General features: G+C 40.4%; 16 protein-coding genes. 6 read left to right on the top strand and 10 right to left on the bottom strand.

Features of this window, described 5'->3' with window-relative positions; translation table 11 throughout:
- Positions 1–4: 4 nt before the first annotated feature.
- The 4 genes from lspA (at position 5) to dtd (ending at position 2,702) form a co-directional block, all read left to right on the top strand.
- Positions 5–490, top strand: a complete 486-nt coding sequence (lspA, locus tag H8716_RS03990) for a signal peptidase II (RefSeq protein ID WP_249307232.1) — start codon at positions 5–7, stop codon at positions 488–490.
- Positions 475–1,404, top strand: a complete 930-nt coding sequence (locus H8716_RS03985) for an RluA family pseudouridine synthase (protein WP_249307231.1) — start codon at positions 475–477, stop codon at positions 1,402–1,404. The genes lspA and H8716_RS03985 overlap by 16 nt, the downstream gene beginning before the upstream one ends.
- 125 nt (positions 1,405–1,529) lie before the next feature.
- Positions 1,530–2,180: a cytidylate kinase-like family protein gene (locus H8716_RS03980; protein WP_249307230.1), complete on the top strand. Its 651-nt coding sequence runs from the start codon at positions 1,530–1,532 to the stop codon at positions 2,178–2,180.
- Positions 2,181–2,264: 84 nt separating this feature from the next.
- A complete protein-coding gene (gene dtd, locus H8716_RS03975) occupies positions 2,265–2,702 on the top strand; it encodes a D-aminoacyl-tRNA deacylase (protein WP_249307229.1) in 438 nt (145 codons plus the stop codon).
- Positions 2,703–2,767: 65 nt separating this feature from the next.
- On the opposite strand, the gene H8716_RS03970 is transcribed toward dtd, so the two are convergent.
- The 8 genes from H8716_RS03970 to H8716_RS03935 all read right to left on the bottom strand — a co-directional run bounded on the left by H8716_RS03970 (position 2,768) and on the right by H8716_RS03935 (position 11,429).
- Entirely contained in the window at positions 2,768–3,826 is a 1,059-nt protein-coding gene (locus tag H8716_RS03970) for a tyrosine-type recombinase/integrase (protein WP_249307538.1), read from the bottom strand.
- A 175-nt stretch (positions 3,827–4,001) separates the two neighbouring features.
- On the bottom strand, positions 4,002–4,769 hold the full coding sequence (locus tag H8716_RS03965; protein ID WP_249307228.1) for a hypothetical protein: 768 nt from the start codon (positions 4,767–4,769) through the stop codon (positions 4,002–4,004).
- Positions 4,770–4,843: 74 nt separating this feature from the next.
- The gene (locus H8716_RS03960) at positions 4,844–6,019 is read right to left on the bottom strand and encodes a DUF4179 domain-containing protein (protein WP_249307227.1); all 1,176 of its coding nucleotides are present in this window, start codon (positions 6,017–6,019) and stop codon (positions 4,844–4,846) included.
- The gene (locus H8716_RS03955; RefSeq protein WP_249307226.1) at positions 6,019–6,531 is read right to left on the bottom strand and encodes an RNA polymerase sigma factor; all 513 of its coding nucleotides are present in this window, start codon (positions 6,529–6,531) and stop codon (positions 6,019–6,021) included. The genes H8716_RS03960 and H8716_RS03955 overlap by 1 nt, the downstream gene beginning before the upstream one ends.
- A gap of 180 nt (positions 6,532–6,711) precedes the next feature.
- Complete coding sequence (locus tag H8716_RS03950; RefSeq protein WP_249307225.1) at positions 6,712–7,416, bottom strand: response regulator; 705 nt, start codon at positions 7,414–7,416, stop codon at positions 6,712–6,714.
- The gene (locus H8716_RS03945) at positions 7,409–9,409 is read right to left on the bottom strand and encodes a DUF4118 domain-containing protein (protein WP_249307224.1); all 2,001 of its coding nucleotides are present in this window, start codon (positions 9,407–9,409) and stop codon (positions 7,409–7,411) included. The genes H8716_RS03950 and H8716_RS03945 overlap by 8 nt, the downstream gene beginning before the upstream one ends.
- Before the next feature lie 16 nt (positions 9,410–9,425).
- A complete protein-coding gene (locus tag H8716_RS03940) occupies positions 9,426–10,073 on the bottom strand; it encodes a potassium channel family protein (protein ID WP_249307223.1) in 648 nt (215 codons plus the stop codon).
- Positions 10,074–10,091: 18 nt separating this feature from the next.
- Positions 10,092–11,429 (bottom strand): TrkH family potassium uptake protein, encoded by a 1,338-nt coding sequence (locus H8716_RS03935; RefSeq protein WP_249307222.1) that lies wholly within the window; start codon positions 11,427–11,429, stop codon positions 10,092–10,094.
- 277 nt (positions 11,430–11,706) lie between these two features.
- On the opposite strand from H8716_RS03935, the gene H8716_RS03930 reads away from it, so the two are divergent.
- Positions 11,707–12,561 (top strand): AraC family transcriptional regulator, encoded by an 855-nt coding sequence (locus H8716_RS03930; RefSeq protein WP_249307221.1) that lies wholly within the window; start codon positions 11,707–11,709, stop codon positions 12,559–12,561.
- A 122-nt stretch (positions 12,562–12,683) separates the two neighbouring features.
- On the opposite strand, the gene galE is transcribed toward H8716_RS03930, so the two are convergent.
- Together galE and H8716_RS03920 are read right to left on the bottom strand one after the other, a co-directional pair.
- A complete protein-coding gene (gene galE / locus H8716_RS03925) occupies positions 12,684–13,700 on the bottom strand; it encodes a UDP-glucose 4-epimerase GalE (RefSeq protein ID WP_249307220.1) in 1,017 nt (338 codons plus the stop codon).
- A 193-nt stretch (positions 13,701–13,893) separates the two neighbouring features.
- Entirely contained in the window at positions 13,894–14,094 is a 201-nt protein-coding gene (locus H8716_RS03920; RefSeq protein ID WP_249307219.1) for a ketopantoate reductase family protein, read from the bottom strand.
- A gap of 160 nt (positions 14,095–14,254) precedes the next feature.
- Here H8716_RS03920 and H8716_RS03915 point away from each other — a divergent pair.
- Positions 14,255–15,413: diguanylate cyclase domain-containing protein (locus H8716_RS03915; protein ID WP_249307218.1), on the top strand; the 1,159-nt coding region annotated here is incomplete at its 3' end.

The following is a 15,413-nucleotide window of genomic DNA, read 5'->3' as shown; positions in this document are numbered from 1 at the left end:
TGTTATGAACAAGACTAAACGCTATTATCTGTTTGCTCTGGCAGAACTGACCGTACTTGTTTTGCTGGATCAGTTATCCAAATATGCTGCAGTTCTGTATTTAAAGAATCAGTCTGGTATCATTCTGATTCCAGGTATATTTGAACTTTATTACCTGGAGAACAGGGGGGCGGCATGGGGGCTTCTAGAAAATGCCAGATTTTTCTTTCTGATTACTGCAGTGATTCTGACAGGTCTGATTTTTTTCTATTATCGGAAACTCCCATTGGAACACCACTGGAATCTGAGCCGGTTCCTTATGATTATGCTGGCATCCGGTGCAGTGGGTAACGCCATTGACCGCTTTTTACATGGCTATGTGATTGATTTTCTGTATTTCTCAGCTATCAATTTCCCGGTATTTAATGTGGCCGACTGTTATGTGACCCTTTCTATTGCATTATTTTTATTTTTTTATCGAAAAGAGGTGTACGAGTGGATCAGAAACTAATTCAGGCGTCCGCAGAGCATTACGGAATCCGCATAGACCGTTTTCTTTCGGAACAGCTCCCGGAACACTCCAGATCCTATATTCAGAAACTGATCAAAGACGGACAGGTCTCGATTGAAGGAAAAGCCGTCAAGTCTAATTATAAAATAACCGGGTCTGAAGAAATCGCACTTCTGATTCCTGATCAGGTTATACCGGATATTCTGCCGGAAGATATTCCACTGGATATTCTATATGAAGATCAGGATCTGATTGTCATAAATAAACCGAAAGGCATGGTAGTTCATCCTGCAGCCGGACATTACAGTGGCACACTGGTTAATGCATTAATGTATCACTGCAAGGATGATTTGTCAGGGATTAATGGGGTAATGCGTCCTGGCATTGTTCATCGTATTGACCGCAATACAACCGGAAGTCTTTTGGTATGTAAAAACGATTTTGCCCACAATGCCATTGCCGAACAGTTAAAGGTACATTCTATTACCCGCAGGTACCGTGCGATTGTACATGGAAATCTAAAGGATGATCAGGGCACTGTAGATGCTCCGATCGGACGTCATCCCATTGATCGCAAAAAAATGGCGATTGAGCCACGAAATGGTCGGGATGCCATTACCCATTACCATGTTCTGGAGCGTTTTGGAAATTATACTTATATCGAATGTCAGCTTGAAACGGGACGTACCCATCAGATTCGTGTTCATATGAGCAGCATTCATCACCCGATTGTCGGGGATGATGTTTACGGACCGGCTAAATGTCCATTTTCAGGTCTGCAGGGACAGACACTTCATGCCCAGGTGCTGGGATTCATTCATCCGCGGACAGGCGAATATATGGAATTTTCTGCACCGCTGCCGGAATATTTTGAAAATCTTCTGACTAAATTGCGCAGTATCTCATCCAGGTAAGAAAAATAATTTCTATACAAAGTTTGAATATTATGATTTTTTGTACAAATTGCTGTACAATATGATGTCTTTATTGTATAATATACATAAATTATTTTATCCAAAACAGGCAGGAGGAGATTTTTATGGCATGTAAATCAATCATTACAATCGGAAGACAGTATGGAAGCGGAGGAAGAGAGATTGGCCAAAAACTTGCTGAGGCTTTTGGAATCAAGTGTTACGATAATGAACTTTTAGACCGAGCCGCTAAAGAAAGCGGAATTTGTCAGGAGCTTTTTGAAAACCATGATGAGAAACCAACGAATAGTTTCTTATATTCTCTGGTTATGGATACCTATTCTATGGGATATGCTTCTTCCGCTTTATCGGGTATGCCGATCAATCACAAGGTATTTCTGGCACAGTTTAATGCTATTAAGGATATTGCAAAAGAAGGACCGTGTGTTATGGTTGGGCGTTGTGCCGACTATGCACTGGAATCATTCCCGAATCATGTATCTGTGTTTATTTATGGTGATGTGGACACTCGAATTCATCGCATCGCCAGACGCCATGACTGGAGTGACTCCAAGGCAAAGGATGCCATTACCAAGACTGACAAACAACGTGCCAGCTATTATAACTACTACACCAGTAAGAAATGGGGCGACATCAGTAGTTATGATCTGTGCGTGAATAGCTCTGTTCTTGGAATTGACGGAACCGTAGATCTGATTAAAAAATTTGTAGAAGAGAAGGAACAACGGAAAGTTCCACGTCATTTATCTGAATAATCGTAGAATGCCCTGCGGATTAGAATATGCAGTCCGTAAGGCATTTTGTACATCATGAGAAAAAGCAGGAGAGTACCTATTATTATGAAATTTGTGATTCAACGTGTCCGTGAGGCTTCTGTTACGGTAAATCATACCTGTATCGGACAGATTCAAAAAGGATTTCTGGTTCTGATTGGAATCGGAAAAGAAGATACAAGAGAAATAGCTGATCAGTTAATCAAAAAGATGATTCAGCTTCGTATCTTTGAAGATGAAAACGGAAAGACCAATCTGGCACTGAAAGATGTAGACGGCAGCCTTTTACTGGTTTCTCAGTTTACCTTATATGCCAATTGTAAGAAAGGCAACCGTCCAAGTTTTGTGGATGCAGCCCCTCCGGAAATGGCTAATGAATTGTATGAATACATCATCTCAGAATGCCGGAAACAGATCCCATGTGTAGAAACAGGGGAATTTGGCGCTGATATGAAGGTCAGCCTGGTCAATGACGGACCATTTACTGTGATACTGGAAAATTAAATAAAAGTCAATCCCTCTGACAGATCTATCTGTTTTGATCCGACAGAGGGATTCTTATGTATGGATTAATCTTCCCTCAGATGTACTGCTGAAGCAGCCCGACGGCGTCTCTGGTCGTCCATGGCTGCATAATGCTTTTTGGTGGTATTGACGTCTTTGTGTCCCAGAACATCTGCAACCAGATAGATATCACCGGTTTCCTGATAAAGAGCAGTACCATAAGTACTTCGCAGCTTATGAGGTGTAATTTTCTTGGTTCCGGTAATCTGGGATGCATATTTTTTTACCAGATTTTCCACAGCCTTGATGCCAATACGTTTCCGCTGAGTGGAGAGAAAGAGGGCGTTTTCATGGCCGACTAAAGGCGTAATGCCTTCCCGCACCGCCAGGTAATCACGCAGGGCAGATTCCACCTCATCACCAAAGTATACAATCATTTCATTACCGCCTTTTCGAACGACCTTGATACCGTTATTTTTAAAATCCACGTCTGTAATGTCCAGACCCACACATTCGGATACACGGATTCCAGTACCTAAAAGAAGGGTAATCAGTGCCAGATCGCGAACCTTTGTCTTTTCCCAGTAGACCTTTTTCTGACCACTCAGTTCATCACCGCCATGTTCAATAAAATCCAGAAGCATGGCCGTTTCGTCCGCATCCAGGCGGATAATTGCCTTGTCATGAATCTTCGGCATATCAACCAGAACGGAAGGATTTGTCTGGATCATTTCATGCTTATAGTAATATGCATAGAACCCCCTGAGAGCCACCATTTTGCGTTTTAAGGCACGTTCGCCGTTGGTGTGGAGATTCTCCCGGTCACCATATACTTTTAAGTATTCCAAGTATTCCTCGATGTCGAGAGCCTTGATCTGATCAAGTACAGATACAGAGATCTCTGACATGGATGTATTCTTAAACGCCGGGTTCTCATTTAGTAAAAACTGGAAAAATACCCGAATGTCATATGCATAAGAAATCCTGGTTCGCGTAGATGTGGTAGGTTCAATTGCCCGGAAATAATCCTTGACAAACGGAGGAAGTGTCTTTAAGATTTCCCGCAGACGTAAGGTATTGTCAATATCGGTTTGTTCATGATATGTCATAGATGTCTGATCCATAATAATATAAAAATCCTTTCTGAACGTAATCATTGTATATCGCTGCTCATCTATTCGTTAAACTATGGTTTGTCGAATAGATCTGTATGGGTTATTATATCATCTTCCAAACATCCTGACAAGCTGTTGTTTGTCATTTTAAGTATAGATAAATCCTATGATAAAAGCCTGCTGATTAATTCAACCCTATTATGTATATAATCAAAGCAACAATGATTAGTATGATCCAACTCACATACCTACCTGCAATCTCCCAGTCAGATGGCTCTGCTCCGTATGTATCACGAATCTGAAAGGCGAGATTCCAGCGGAAAAGTTCGTCCGCATACAGAATCGAAATTGCATTAAATAGGCAAATTGCCAAAGCAACAAACCATGTAGTCCAGTTTCCTTTATGCGTCAGCACAGGATCGTTCATCAGTTCTATTATAATGCCTGCAGATGGCTCATCTGGATCAATGGTATTGCCGCTTGCATCCCGTTCAGTCTCATCCTCTACCATATATGAAAATTCATAATCCGTTCCATCCTCATTATACAGCCAGTAAGAATCGGCCATTTGCTGCATACCTCCGCGAAACAGAATATTTTCGCCACATCGAAGCTCCACACCTGTCATATATTCAGACATATCATCGTTTTGTGGAATTGCTGCAGGATCTTCTTTCAGAGTATAAGGACCATAGGTTTTATCCCCATATTGAAATGCAAGAGTCTTATCTTCTGATACTGTAAAATGTGCCTGCGTCCCATGAATTTTACCTGAATATACGATATTATTGTTTTCCTGTGTCGGAACAAAAATGGAATTCTTATATTCATAACCTACTCTGGAGATGGTAATGGGATACAATATCGTAAATATCAGAGACATCAATAACATAATCAATAAAAAACACTTTTGATAACGGTTTAAATTTTTGATTCTCTTTGAAAAAGTCATGTGCCTTACTGCTCCTCTCCTATTTCGACTATTGTATCATTACTGCTGTAAGTTTTCCAGATGATTTATGAATATTAATTCGCTTTTAACGGTACTTCATAAGTAAGATGTTCGTTGCTTTCTTCGTTGTATTCTCTGAAGAGTACTGCTTCTACCTGATCCGGATCAATCACTCGGTCCAGTGGGAATGACACAACATATTCCTGCCCTTCTTCACTTGTATATCCCGTGCTTTCACTACCGGCAGAGATATATTTCATCACAGTACCATCTTTTAACCGGATTCCGAAAGCAAATGGTGGTTGTGCAGGCCAGGCAATAGTCTGTATTTCACCGTTTTCATCCTCAAATTCTTCCATTCGCGGCTCTGTTTTTGGAAAATCATATGTGACTCGCATGGAAACCGGTGAAAGTTCCACTCCTGTTACAATTGTTTCGGTATCACCTAATTTTTCACAGGTTTCTATATATCTGGCTGTATCAGCACCGCCAAGTGTCATATCCAGTATCCAGTTGCCTTCGATATCCGGAAAATATTGCGCCTTTGCCACTGTTCCAAGGTTTTCTAATTCTACATGCAGCTGTTTACCTGTAAAAAATCCTTTTTCATGGCTCTTCAGTATCATATGATACTCCAGACTGCCATCATCCATCATATAGTTTTCTATCATGGATCCATCGGCCTCTGTTTCCGGTTCCGAACCATCTGCATTGACAAACATTCCATCATTGCCCGAAATCATTCCGTCATAGAACCTGCCGCCCCAGCTGACATCCTGTCCGTCTGCGGTGACTGAAATAGTTTCAAAGTCTGGCTGTACCCCTTTTTCAACAGAATACCCCTCTACCTTAAAGGAAAGATAGGTGTAATAATTATCGGTAATACTCTGCTGTGCTGTTACTGTCACGCCTGCATCTGTGACGGATGCATCGGAAAATGCTGCCATACCGTTTGCTTCCAGATTCTTTTGCTGTTCCTCTGAAATACGCAGTTCTTCTTTCATTCCATGACTCCAGTTTGTATAAGCGGCATAGGCAGATACTGCACCAACGGTCATCGTGGCAATGAGTGCCGCAATCACATATTTTTTGCGGGATTTTTTCACTGATTTCTGATACGTTACAATTTTATCGCTACTGCTGCCGGCATCCTTCCTGATCTGTTCAAATGCCATATTTGCCTTCTCTGTTACAATATCTGGGATCTCAATATTTTGCTGTAAAGTATAAATCGTATCATTTTTCTTCATTAATTCGCCCTCCTTTGCCGTAATTCAAAAGCTTCTGTCAGACGGTCACGCCCTCTGGACAGTCTGCTTTTTACGGTACCTTCTGAAAGATCCAGTATCTGGCTGATTTCACTGACTTTAAATCCTTCCACATAATACAGCATCATGATCAGCCTGTATTTTTCTGAAAGAGAATCTAAGGTCTGTTTCCATTCAATATTTTCATACTCCTGCTCACGGTACGCCGGATCTGGAATATAGTCTTCCCATGCTACTGTTTTATTTGATCTGATCAGATCATAGCATTTATTGACCAAAATTCTGGTCATCCAGGTACGAAAATATCCATCATGCTTCAAACTCCCCAATTGTTCCCAACATGCCAGTATGGTATCTGAAATCGCATCTGCCACATCTTCATCCTGTGATAAAATGGATCTGGCAGTTTTATACATGTTTTGCATCTGAGACTGCATCAGCTGTGTAAAAGCTTCTGTATCACCTCTTTTTGCCATATTGACTAACTTCTCCACTTTACTTCTCCCTTCTGAAAATCTGTACGTACAGGAACATGTTTTTCAACTGTTCTATCTATTAGACGCAGAAAAATACCAAATGGTTCCAAAATATTTTATAACATGATTGAAAGGACTGTTCTCCATAGACACAGATACTTCTATGGAACAACAGTCCTCACAATCATTCAATATATTTCAGTTTTCAATCCGCAACATACGATATCCGATACCGATATGAGTCTGTATATACTGTACCCCATTTTTATCCGGCTGCAGCTTTTTTCGCAGCGTTGCCATAAAGACTCTCAGGGATGCAACATCATTTTCGGACGTCCTCCCCCAGATCTGCTGAGTGATATAGGTATGTGTCAGTACTTTTCCCAGATTATGCGATAACAGACACAGTAGCTTATATTCAATTGGTGTCAGATGCAGCTCCGTGTCTTTCAGATAGGTACAACCAGCAGTATAATCGATTTTCAGATTCCCATTCTGAAACAGAGATGTTTCCTGGCTGTCACCGGCCTGAATGATGGAAAGACGACGCTGTGTCACCCGAATACGCGCCAGCAGTTCTTCTACAGAAAATGGTTTGGTAATATAATCGTCCGCTCCTGCATCCAGCGCTTCGATCTTGTCTGTGTCCTCACTTCTTGCACTGATGACAATAATCGGCATATTTGACCAGGTGCGAATCTTTTTTATGATTTCTACTCCTTCCATATCCGGCAAGCCAAGATCCAGAAGTACAATATCAGGATTATGAGAGGAGGCTTCCAATAATGCAGCAGCTCCATTTTCTGCTGCCAGATACTTATAATCATGGGTTTTTAAGGTTGTGATGATCAGGTTGCGGATAGGACGGTCATCTTCCACAACCAGTATGGTTGTTTTATTCATGTAATATCACCTCACTGAGCTGTAATGTAAAAGTAAAGATACATCCATGTGGCTGATTATCTGTAAGCGTCAGACTGCCGTCATGTGCTTCAATAATCGATTTGCAAAGTGCCAGGCCCAGACCCAGGCTTCGCTTACTGTCTGCAATCGTATTTTTTCCGGTATAAAACATCTCAAATATATGAGGTTTCATTTCTTCAGAAATTCCGGCTCCGTTATCCGTTACGCAAACCTCTGCTTTTCCATTTTTCTTTTTTCCACGAATGCAGATCACAGAACCTGGCGGCGTGTACTTTATGGCATTGTCGATCAGATTCACCAACACCTGAATAATCAGCCGTACATCCATACGTACCAAAAGCAGTTCATCGCATTCCGTCAGAATCTGATATTCTTCGTGTTTTCGACTGATATGTCGCAGAGACTCTGTAATGACCTCATCCAGAATCTGATCTGTGAATTTGAACTTGAGACGTCCATCATTCAGTCTGGTAACAGATAACAGGTTTTCCACCACACCGGTCAGCCATTCTGCATCCTCATAAATGTCCGTATAAATCTGCTGCTTTGTGGCATCATCCAGTCCGTTTCCACTGTTCAGAAGCATATCTGCATTTCCGGATATCGAACAAAGAGGGGTACGCAGATCATGAGATATTGCACGCAACAGATCTGCGCGAAGCTGTTCATTTTTCGCCAATACTGCATTTTTTTCTTTTTCCATGGCATTCTTGGAGTTTTCCATGGCAAGTGCACATTCACTTATCACGGAAAGCAACACACTATATTCAAAGGAATCCAGTGGATGGTTCTGTACGGGAATTCCAACTACCCCATATACGTGATCTCCAATACGAATAGCCAGATACAGGCATCTGGCATTACGGAAATGATGGGTGGTTGCTCCAGCCCGCTGTTGATTTTCATATACCCATTTGGCAACATTTTCTTCTGATGGTACCAGAAGCTGTTCTTCCGATTTTGATTTTTCTTCCTTCTCATCCTGTTTCTGGCTGTGAAATACTGTTCCACAGGATAACGCTTCATTTTCTGATACATAGGCCACAATACTGCGATTCAGAAGACGTACCAGCTGAGTACAGGTTACACTTAAGATCTCATTGCTGCTTTTTGTCTTTTGCAGCATCTGATCTGTGTCAAATAGAATCTGTGCACGAAAGGCCAGCTGTGCCGAAAGCCTTGCATGATTTTTTAATTTTGCTGCCAGTGTTCCGGTAAGTACCGAAGAGATCAGCATTATCAGAAATGTCACAGGGTATCCTACAGCATAAGTCTGAAAAGACATTCTGGGTTCCGTAAGAAAAAAGCAAAACAACACGACACTTAAAAAAGATCCCGCAATACTGCAGAGATATCCATTTGTCAGAATAGAAGTGAGTAATACACCAAGAATATAGATTGTCACAATATTCGTATCAGTAAAGTGATGCTTTTGAAATACCAGGCTAATCATGGTACAGATTGCAAAGATAGATATGGTTAACAAAATATCTTTTACTGAAGGCTTTTCTGTATACAGAGCAAGATGAAGTTTGTGATAATTTCCATCTCTGAAAGTATCCGGAATAATATGAATGTCAATATCCGGTATCAAAGATATCAATTTTTCTGTCAAAGTCTGTCTGCTGAAAACGTGATTCTTCCTGGCATTGCTCTGCCCGATCACTATTGTGGTTACACCGGATAATTGTGCATATTCTGCAATCTGCACCGGCACGTTTTCTCCGTGTGTCATTACAATCTCAGCCCCCATCTTTTCAGCAAAACGGATATGCTCCTCCAGTCTCTCCTGATCGGCCTTTTCCTGTCTGACTCCATTCTGTACATAAAGTGCTGTAAAACGTGCCTGAAGCCCATGAGCCATCTTAGCCGCGGTATCGATGATTTTTTCATTGGATGGAGACGCTGACAGACAGACAAGAATATGCTCTTCTGTCTCCTGTTTTTTTTCACCTGATATGTGATGATTCATATTTCACCCCTTTTTCTCAGATATGAAAACATTTCCGAATTTCCTTATACTCTCCCAAAACCAGCAACGTTACATTTTCTGTAAGAAGAGTGTCTGCAGATATGGTAATACTGATTTCACCATCTTTTTTTACTGCAAGAATATTAATATTGTGTCTTTTGCGAATATCAAGTTCGCCCACTGTTTTTCCAATCCATTCTTCAGGCACCTCTACTTCGAAAATAGCATGGGATGCATCGACTTCCATATAGTCCAGAATATGATCGTCTGTATAACGGATCGAAGCCCATTTTGCTACTTGTTTTTCCGGATACACAACCTTATCTGCTCCGTTGCGCAAAAGAAACTTTTCCTGTACATCCCGTTCTGCACGAGATATAACCAGTTTGGCCCCAAGCTCTTTTAAAAGTGAAGTAGTTTCCAGGGAATTCTGAAAATCTCCTCCAATAGCCACGAAGCAAATATCATAATTGCCAATACCAAGGGATTTTAAAAATTCAGCGTCCGTGCTGTCTCCGATCTGCGCATTTGTCACAAAAGGAAGTACTTTATTTACTCGCTCTTCATTGGCATCCACCGCCATCACTTCATGTCCCAGTTGATTCAGCTGCAGGGCAACATGTTTTCCGAAACGTCCCAGCCCAATTAATAATATATTTTTCATATACATTTCATCTCCATTTTATCCAACTGTTATTTTCTCTAAAGGTAATTTTGCATTTCCTGCATTCTTTTTTGATAATACTGCATAGATCAGTGTCAATCCTCCGACCCGCCCCAGATACATCAATATAATCAGCACATATCTGGATGCAAGATGCAGCTCCGGTGTCACCCCCAGTGTAAGTCCTACTGTTCCTACCGCAGAGGCAGCTTCAAAAAGACTATCCAAAAGAGGAATTCCATTTTGTACACTGATGATGAACCCTCCGCACAGAAACAGTACCAGATACATCATACCAATCGTTGCCGCATTTTTTATGACAGTGTTGTTTATTCTGCGACCAAATACACTTACCTCTTCCCGACTGCGGAAAGTAGCAGCTGCATTCAAAATGAGAACTGCAAAAGTGGTTGTTTTCATACCTCCAGCGGTCGAGCCAGGAGATCCTCCGACCAGCATAAGCAAAATCATAACTGCCTTTGATACCTCTGTCATATTAGAAAGATTTTCTGTATTAAATCCGGCAGTTCTTGGCGTTATTGCCTGAAAAAGAGAAGCGAGAAAACGCCTTCCTGCGGACAGTTCCTGAAAATCGGAAAAAAAGAAAAAGATAGCTGGCAGTACAATGAATATCAATGTTGTCGCAAAAATAACCTTACTCTGCATCCGATAACGTTTCAGTTTTCCTCTGTTTGTACAGATATCCTCCCAGGTAAGGAACCCAATTCCTCCAATGATAATCAAAAACATAATCACCACATTTACCATTATGTTTCCTGTATATCCGGTAAGGGAAGGAAAGGTGTTTTCTGATGTACCTAAAATATCAAATCCGGCATTACAGAATGCTGATATCGAATGAAAAACAGACATCCAGATTCCTTTTGCACCATAGTCATGACAAAATACTGGCAGCAATAAGAATGCCCCACATAGCTCGATCAAAAATGTCCCTTTTAGTATAAATCTGGTCAATCGGACAATTCCACCTACCTGAGGTGCTGAAATGGCGTCCTGCATGGTGCTGCGCTGCATCAGCGAGATTTTTTTCCCGGACAGAATTGTTACTGCAGAAGCAACCGTGACAACACCCAGACCTCCTACCTGAATCAAAATAAGAATCACAGTCTGTCCAAAAGCAGACCAGTAACTGCCTGTATCGCGTACTGCCAGTCCAGTCACACACACGGCAGATGTTGCTGTAAAAAGTGCATCGTGAAAAGAAGTAACGCTTCCTTTCGTAGATGAAACAGGAAGCATCAATATGGCTGAACCAAGCAAAATTACACCTGCAAATCCAAGAATAATTACCTGAAATGTGGTCAGATGCCTTCTTCTATGCATATTCTCCGACATAATATGCTTACGCCCCTTTCAAAATATGTTCGTTGTTCATTATATAAGGACTCATTCTAAAATAGTGTAAGATTTTCTGATTTTGTATTAAGATTTTATAAAGACAGGCAGCTATTCCCAAGTCTCCGAAATGGAAATGCAGTTTCCATCTCTCAGTTGTTTTTATTATACTGCATCTGGTAATAAATGACAAACATCAAATGGGTTCATCATTTACAATTCTTTTTCAAAATGATATGATTTTGAAAGATAGATTTAATAAGGAGATTTAAGCTTCATGTATACCAACTCAGCTTACTGGAATCAATCAAAAATCGATTTTCATGATCAGACACATCCGCTTTTTATTGAAAGCTGTGGAATTTATCGTTTGTATACTTTGGATAAGCGTCCAACCAACCGCCCAAATGGTCGTCTGGACTATCAGATTCTCTATGTAGCTGCTGGAAAAGCATATTTTTCAATTAATGGCAGAGAACAGACGGTAGAAGCCGGAAATATGGTTATTTATCGTCCAAAAGAACCACAGATGTATTATTATAACGCAGTGGATCAGTCAGAAGTTTGTTGGATTCATTTTACTGGAAATGATGTAGAAAATATTTTAAATCGGTATGGTATCAGCGCTGATACTCATATTTTTTATACCGGAACATCCATGGAATATAAGAATCTGTTTCAATCCATTATACAGGAACTGCAGCTTACCAAAGAAGATTATGAAGAAATGCTGGTTCACTATTTTATGGAACTTCTGATCCGTATCCATCGTATGTCGTATGTCAAACCCCATAAAAAAAATATGCAGATCTTCCGGGAAATGGATGAGGCTGTAGAATATTTCCGTCAACATTACAGTGAACCGATCAGTGTAGAGACTTACGCTACAGAACATAATGTTAATACCGGTGGATTTATTAAGAACTTTAAGACTTATACCGGAACCACTCCTGCACAGTTCATTCAGTCAGTTCGGATGATGAACGCCCGGGTGATGTTAGAAACTACGGATAATAATATTTCTGAGATCGCAGATCTGGTGGGTTATGATGATCCATTATATTTCAGCCGTCTGTTCCGAAAACAGTTTGGATGCTCCCCATCCCAGTTTCGTAAACGAGAATTGACTTGATTCAAAAAGAAAAAACACGTTCAAAAAATGGAACCACTTTTCAAACATCAAATTTATATCCAATATTCAAAAAGTGGTACCTTTTTCTTGAACGTGATCCTTAGTTCATGATAATGCGAGTTTTAATCTTCGTATCCGTTCGGATTCTGGGACTGCCATCTCCAGCTGTCTTCGCACATCTCACGAATACCGTTCTCCGCTTTCCATCCAAGTTCCTTTTCTGCTTTGGTTGCATCGGAATAGCAGGTAGCGATATCACCTGGTCTTCTTGCTTTGATCACATATGGGATCTTCACACCGGTTGCAGCTTCGAAATTCTTGACAATATCCAGAACACTATAGCCTTTTCCGGTTCCCAGATTGTAGATATTCAGTCCCTGATGTCCTTCCAGCTTCTTCAATGCCTTTACATGACCTTTTGCCAAGTCAACTACATGAATATAATCTCTGACGCCGGTTCCGTCCGGTGTATCATAATCATTACCGAATACACCCAGTTCTTTTAACTTACCAACTGCTACCTGTGTAATGTATGGCATCAGATTGTTCGGGATACCGTTAGGATTCTCTCCCATGGTTCCGCTCTTGTGAGCACCGATTGGATTGAAATATCTCAGTAATACCACGTTCCACTCCGGATCTGCCTTCTGAATATCTGTCAGGATCTGCTCCAGCATGGACTTGGTCCATCCATAAGGATTGGTGCACTGTCCCTTTGGGCATTCCTCTGTAATCGGGATGATGGCCGGATCACCATAAACAGTTGCAGAGGAAGAAAAGATGATGTTCTTTACTCCGTGCTGTCTCATGACATCTACCAGTGTCAGTGTTCCTGCAATATTGTTCTCATAATATTCCCAAGGCTTTGCAACGGACTCTCCCACTGCCTTCAGTCCTGCAAAATGAATACAGGAATCAATCTTTTCTTTATCAAATACTTCGTTCAGTGCTTCTCTGTCAAGAATATCTGCTTTATAAAAAGTAACTGGCTTGCCTGTGATTGCGCTGACTCTGTCCAGTGCTTTTTCGCTTGCGTTACTTAAATTATCTACAACTACTACATCATAACCTGCGTTCTGAAGTTCTACTACGGTGTGGCTTCCAATGTATCCTGCGCCGCCTGTTACCAAAATTGCCATAATCGGTTCCTCCTTTTTCTCCTGTGATCTCAGACATGAATGATGTTATATGGATTGTTTTATGTATTCCAATCTCTTCAACATCATTTAATCATAAAAGATCAGAGTTGTACATAAACAGAATAACACAAAATATGGAGAAAATTCTATAATTATTAAAAATAATTGTATCCATTCTGCAGAATTTGTGCAGTTAACTCTGTTTTCGATATTCATATGATTCTTCAATGGCATGAATCAGATCAACAATCAGAGTATTATAAGGTACCGGTACGTTGTATCGACGAGCCTGTTCTACGATTGCCCCGTTTATGGCATCAATCTCGGTAGGAACGCATCGTTTCACATCCTGATACATGGAAGAATAGCCTTTACCGGCATCTTCACAGATCATTTTTTCTGCAATTCATCTCCCACCTGTAGCGGAAGGAGAATTCTTGCTAACTTTTGTTAAAAAAATATTGTTTTTTTTCAGAAAACTTATTCTGTTTTTCAACTTCTGTGATATAATGCTTTATCATAAAAATTTTCATGGATAAAACGAGGTAAACCAAGTGAAGAAGAAAATACTTGTGCCTCTTATCGTTTTTTTACTGGGCTTATGCCTTGTTAGTTTCATTGTATACAAAACAGACACCCACGAAAAAGAGCAGAGACACATAACAGCACAATTGAATGCAAACACCTATGGTGAGCGCATAAAGAATGAAATTGCAAATGGAATTGAAATTACGGATGCTTTGGAACAGATCTTAATCAGTGAAAATGGCGAAATCCATCAGTTTGACACGATTGCTGGGAATCTTATGTCTGCTTCTATTGAAAGCATGCAGCTCGCTCCCAATGGTGTTGTAACAGATATTTATCCGGCTGAAGGAAATGAGGCAGGCAAGATTGATCTGCTCCATGATAAAGACCGTAAAGAGATTTCCTGTTATGCAAGAGATAACCATACAATCATTACGCAGGGACCTTTCGAATTAAAACAGGGCAGATATGGAATTGCAGTCCGCAATCCAGTATACCTGAAAGATAAAAACGGACAAGAGTATTTTTGGGGATTTACGATTGCTATCCTGCGTGTTCCGGATATTTTTTCAGATGCAGTCAATGCACTTTCAAAATTTGGATACGAATATAAAATCTCAAAAACAGACACTCCCTGGAGTGATACTTATAAAGTGGTTTATCAGTCAGATGGTCAAATAAATCATCCTGTTTTCTATGCATTTACAATAGGCAATGAAAACTGGAAACTTGAAGTAACTCCTAAAATTGGATGGAGAAATAACACACTACTCGTAATCATCAGCGGAATGTTTCTTACTATAAGCCTTCTTCTGTCAGTTCTTACCAGAGTATGGTTAGTAGCAAAAGAACATAAGAACATATATCAAATACTTGCACGCACAGATTCTCTTACAAATATTTATAACCGCTATGGATTTGATGAATTTGCAGAAAAAATGATTTCCAAAAATCCACAAACACATTTTGTGGCTGCACTCTTTGATATCGATGACTTTAAATTTATCAATGATATCTATGGACATAGTTACGGTGACAGAGCATTAAAGAGTCTTGCAGACAGCATCAATGGCATTAAGTTAAGTAAGATTATGAGAAGTTGGTATCTTTTTTCGATACTAACTTCTCTTTTATTTTCTTGTCACAGATTAAAATCCATGCATAAATCAAAAAAATGTACGACAA

The sequence above is a fragment of the Jingyaoa shaoxingensis genome (assembly GCF_014385005.1).
GTDB lineage: Bacteria > Bacillota > Clostridia > Lachnospirales > Lachnospiraceae > Marvinbryantia > Marvinbryantia shaoxingensis.
This window is presented reverse-complemented; position numbering and strand designations above follow the sequence as displayed.

Bases quoted from the DNA above. Each gene is read 5' to 3' on its own strand.
- lspA (WP_249307232.1), top strand. From the start codon at position 5: ATGAACAAGACTAAACGCTATTATCTGTTTGCTCTGGCAGAACTGACC.
- H8716_RS03980 (WP_249307230.1), top strand. From the start codon at position 1,530: ATGGCATGTAAATCAATCATTACAATCGGAAGACAGTATGGAAGCGGA.
- dtd (WP_249307229.1), top strand. From the start codon at position 2,265: ATGAAATTTGTGATTCAACGTGTCCGTGAGGCTTCTGTTACGGTAAAT.
- H8716_RS03970 (WP_249307538.1), bottom strand. From the start codon at position 3,826: ATGGATCAGACATCTATGACATATCATGAACAAACCGATATTGACAAT.
- H8716_RS03965 (WP_249307228.1), bottom strand. From the start codon at position 4,769: ATGACTTTTTCAAAGAGAATCAAAAATTTAAACCGTTATCAAAAGTGT.
- H8716_RS03960 (WP_249307227.1), bottom strand. From the start codon at position 6,019: ATGAAGAAAAATGATACGATTTATACTTTACAGCAAAATATTGAGATC.
- H8716_RS03950 (WP_249307225.1), bottom strand. From the start codon at position 7,416: ATGAATAAAACAACCATACTGGTTGTGGAAGATGACCGTCCTATCCGC.
- H8716_RS03945 (WP_249307224.1), bottom strand. From the start codon at position 9,409: ATGAATCATCACATATCAGGTGAAAAAAAACAGGAGACAGAAGAGCAT.
- H8716_RS03940 (WP_249307223.1), bottom strand. From the start codon at position 10,073: ATGAAAAATATATTATTAATTGGGCTGGGACGTTTCGGAAAACATGTT.
- H8716_RS03935 (WP_249307222.1), bottom strand. From the start codon at position 11,429: ATGTCGGAGAATATGCATAGAAGAAGGCATCTGACCACATTTCAGGTA.
- H8716_RS03930 (WP_249307221.1), top strand. From the start codon at position 11,707: ATGTATACCAACTCAGCTTACTGGAATCAATCAAAAATCGATTTTCAT.
- galE (WP_249307220.1), bottom strand. From the start codon at position 13,700: ATGGCAATTTTGGTAACAGGCGGCGCAGGATACATTGGAAGCCACACC.
- H8716_RS03920 (WP_249307219.1), bottom strand. From the start codon at position 14,094: ATGATCTGTGAAGATGCCGGTAAAGGCTATTCTTCCATGTATCAGGAT.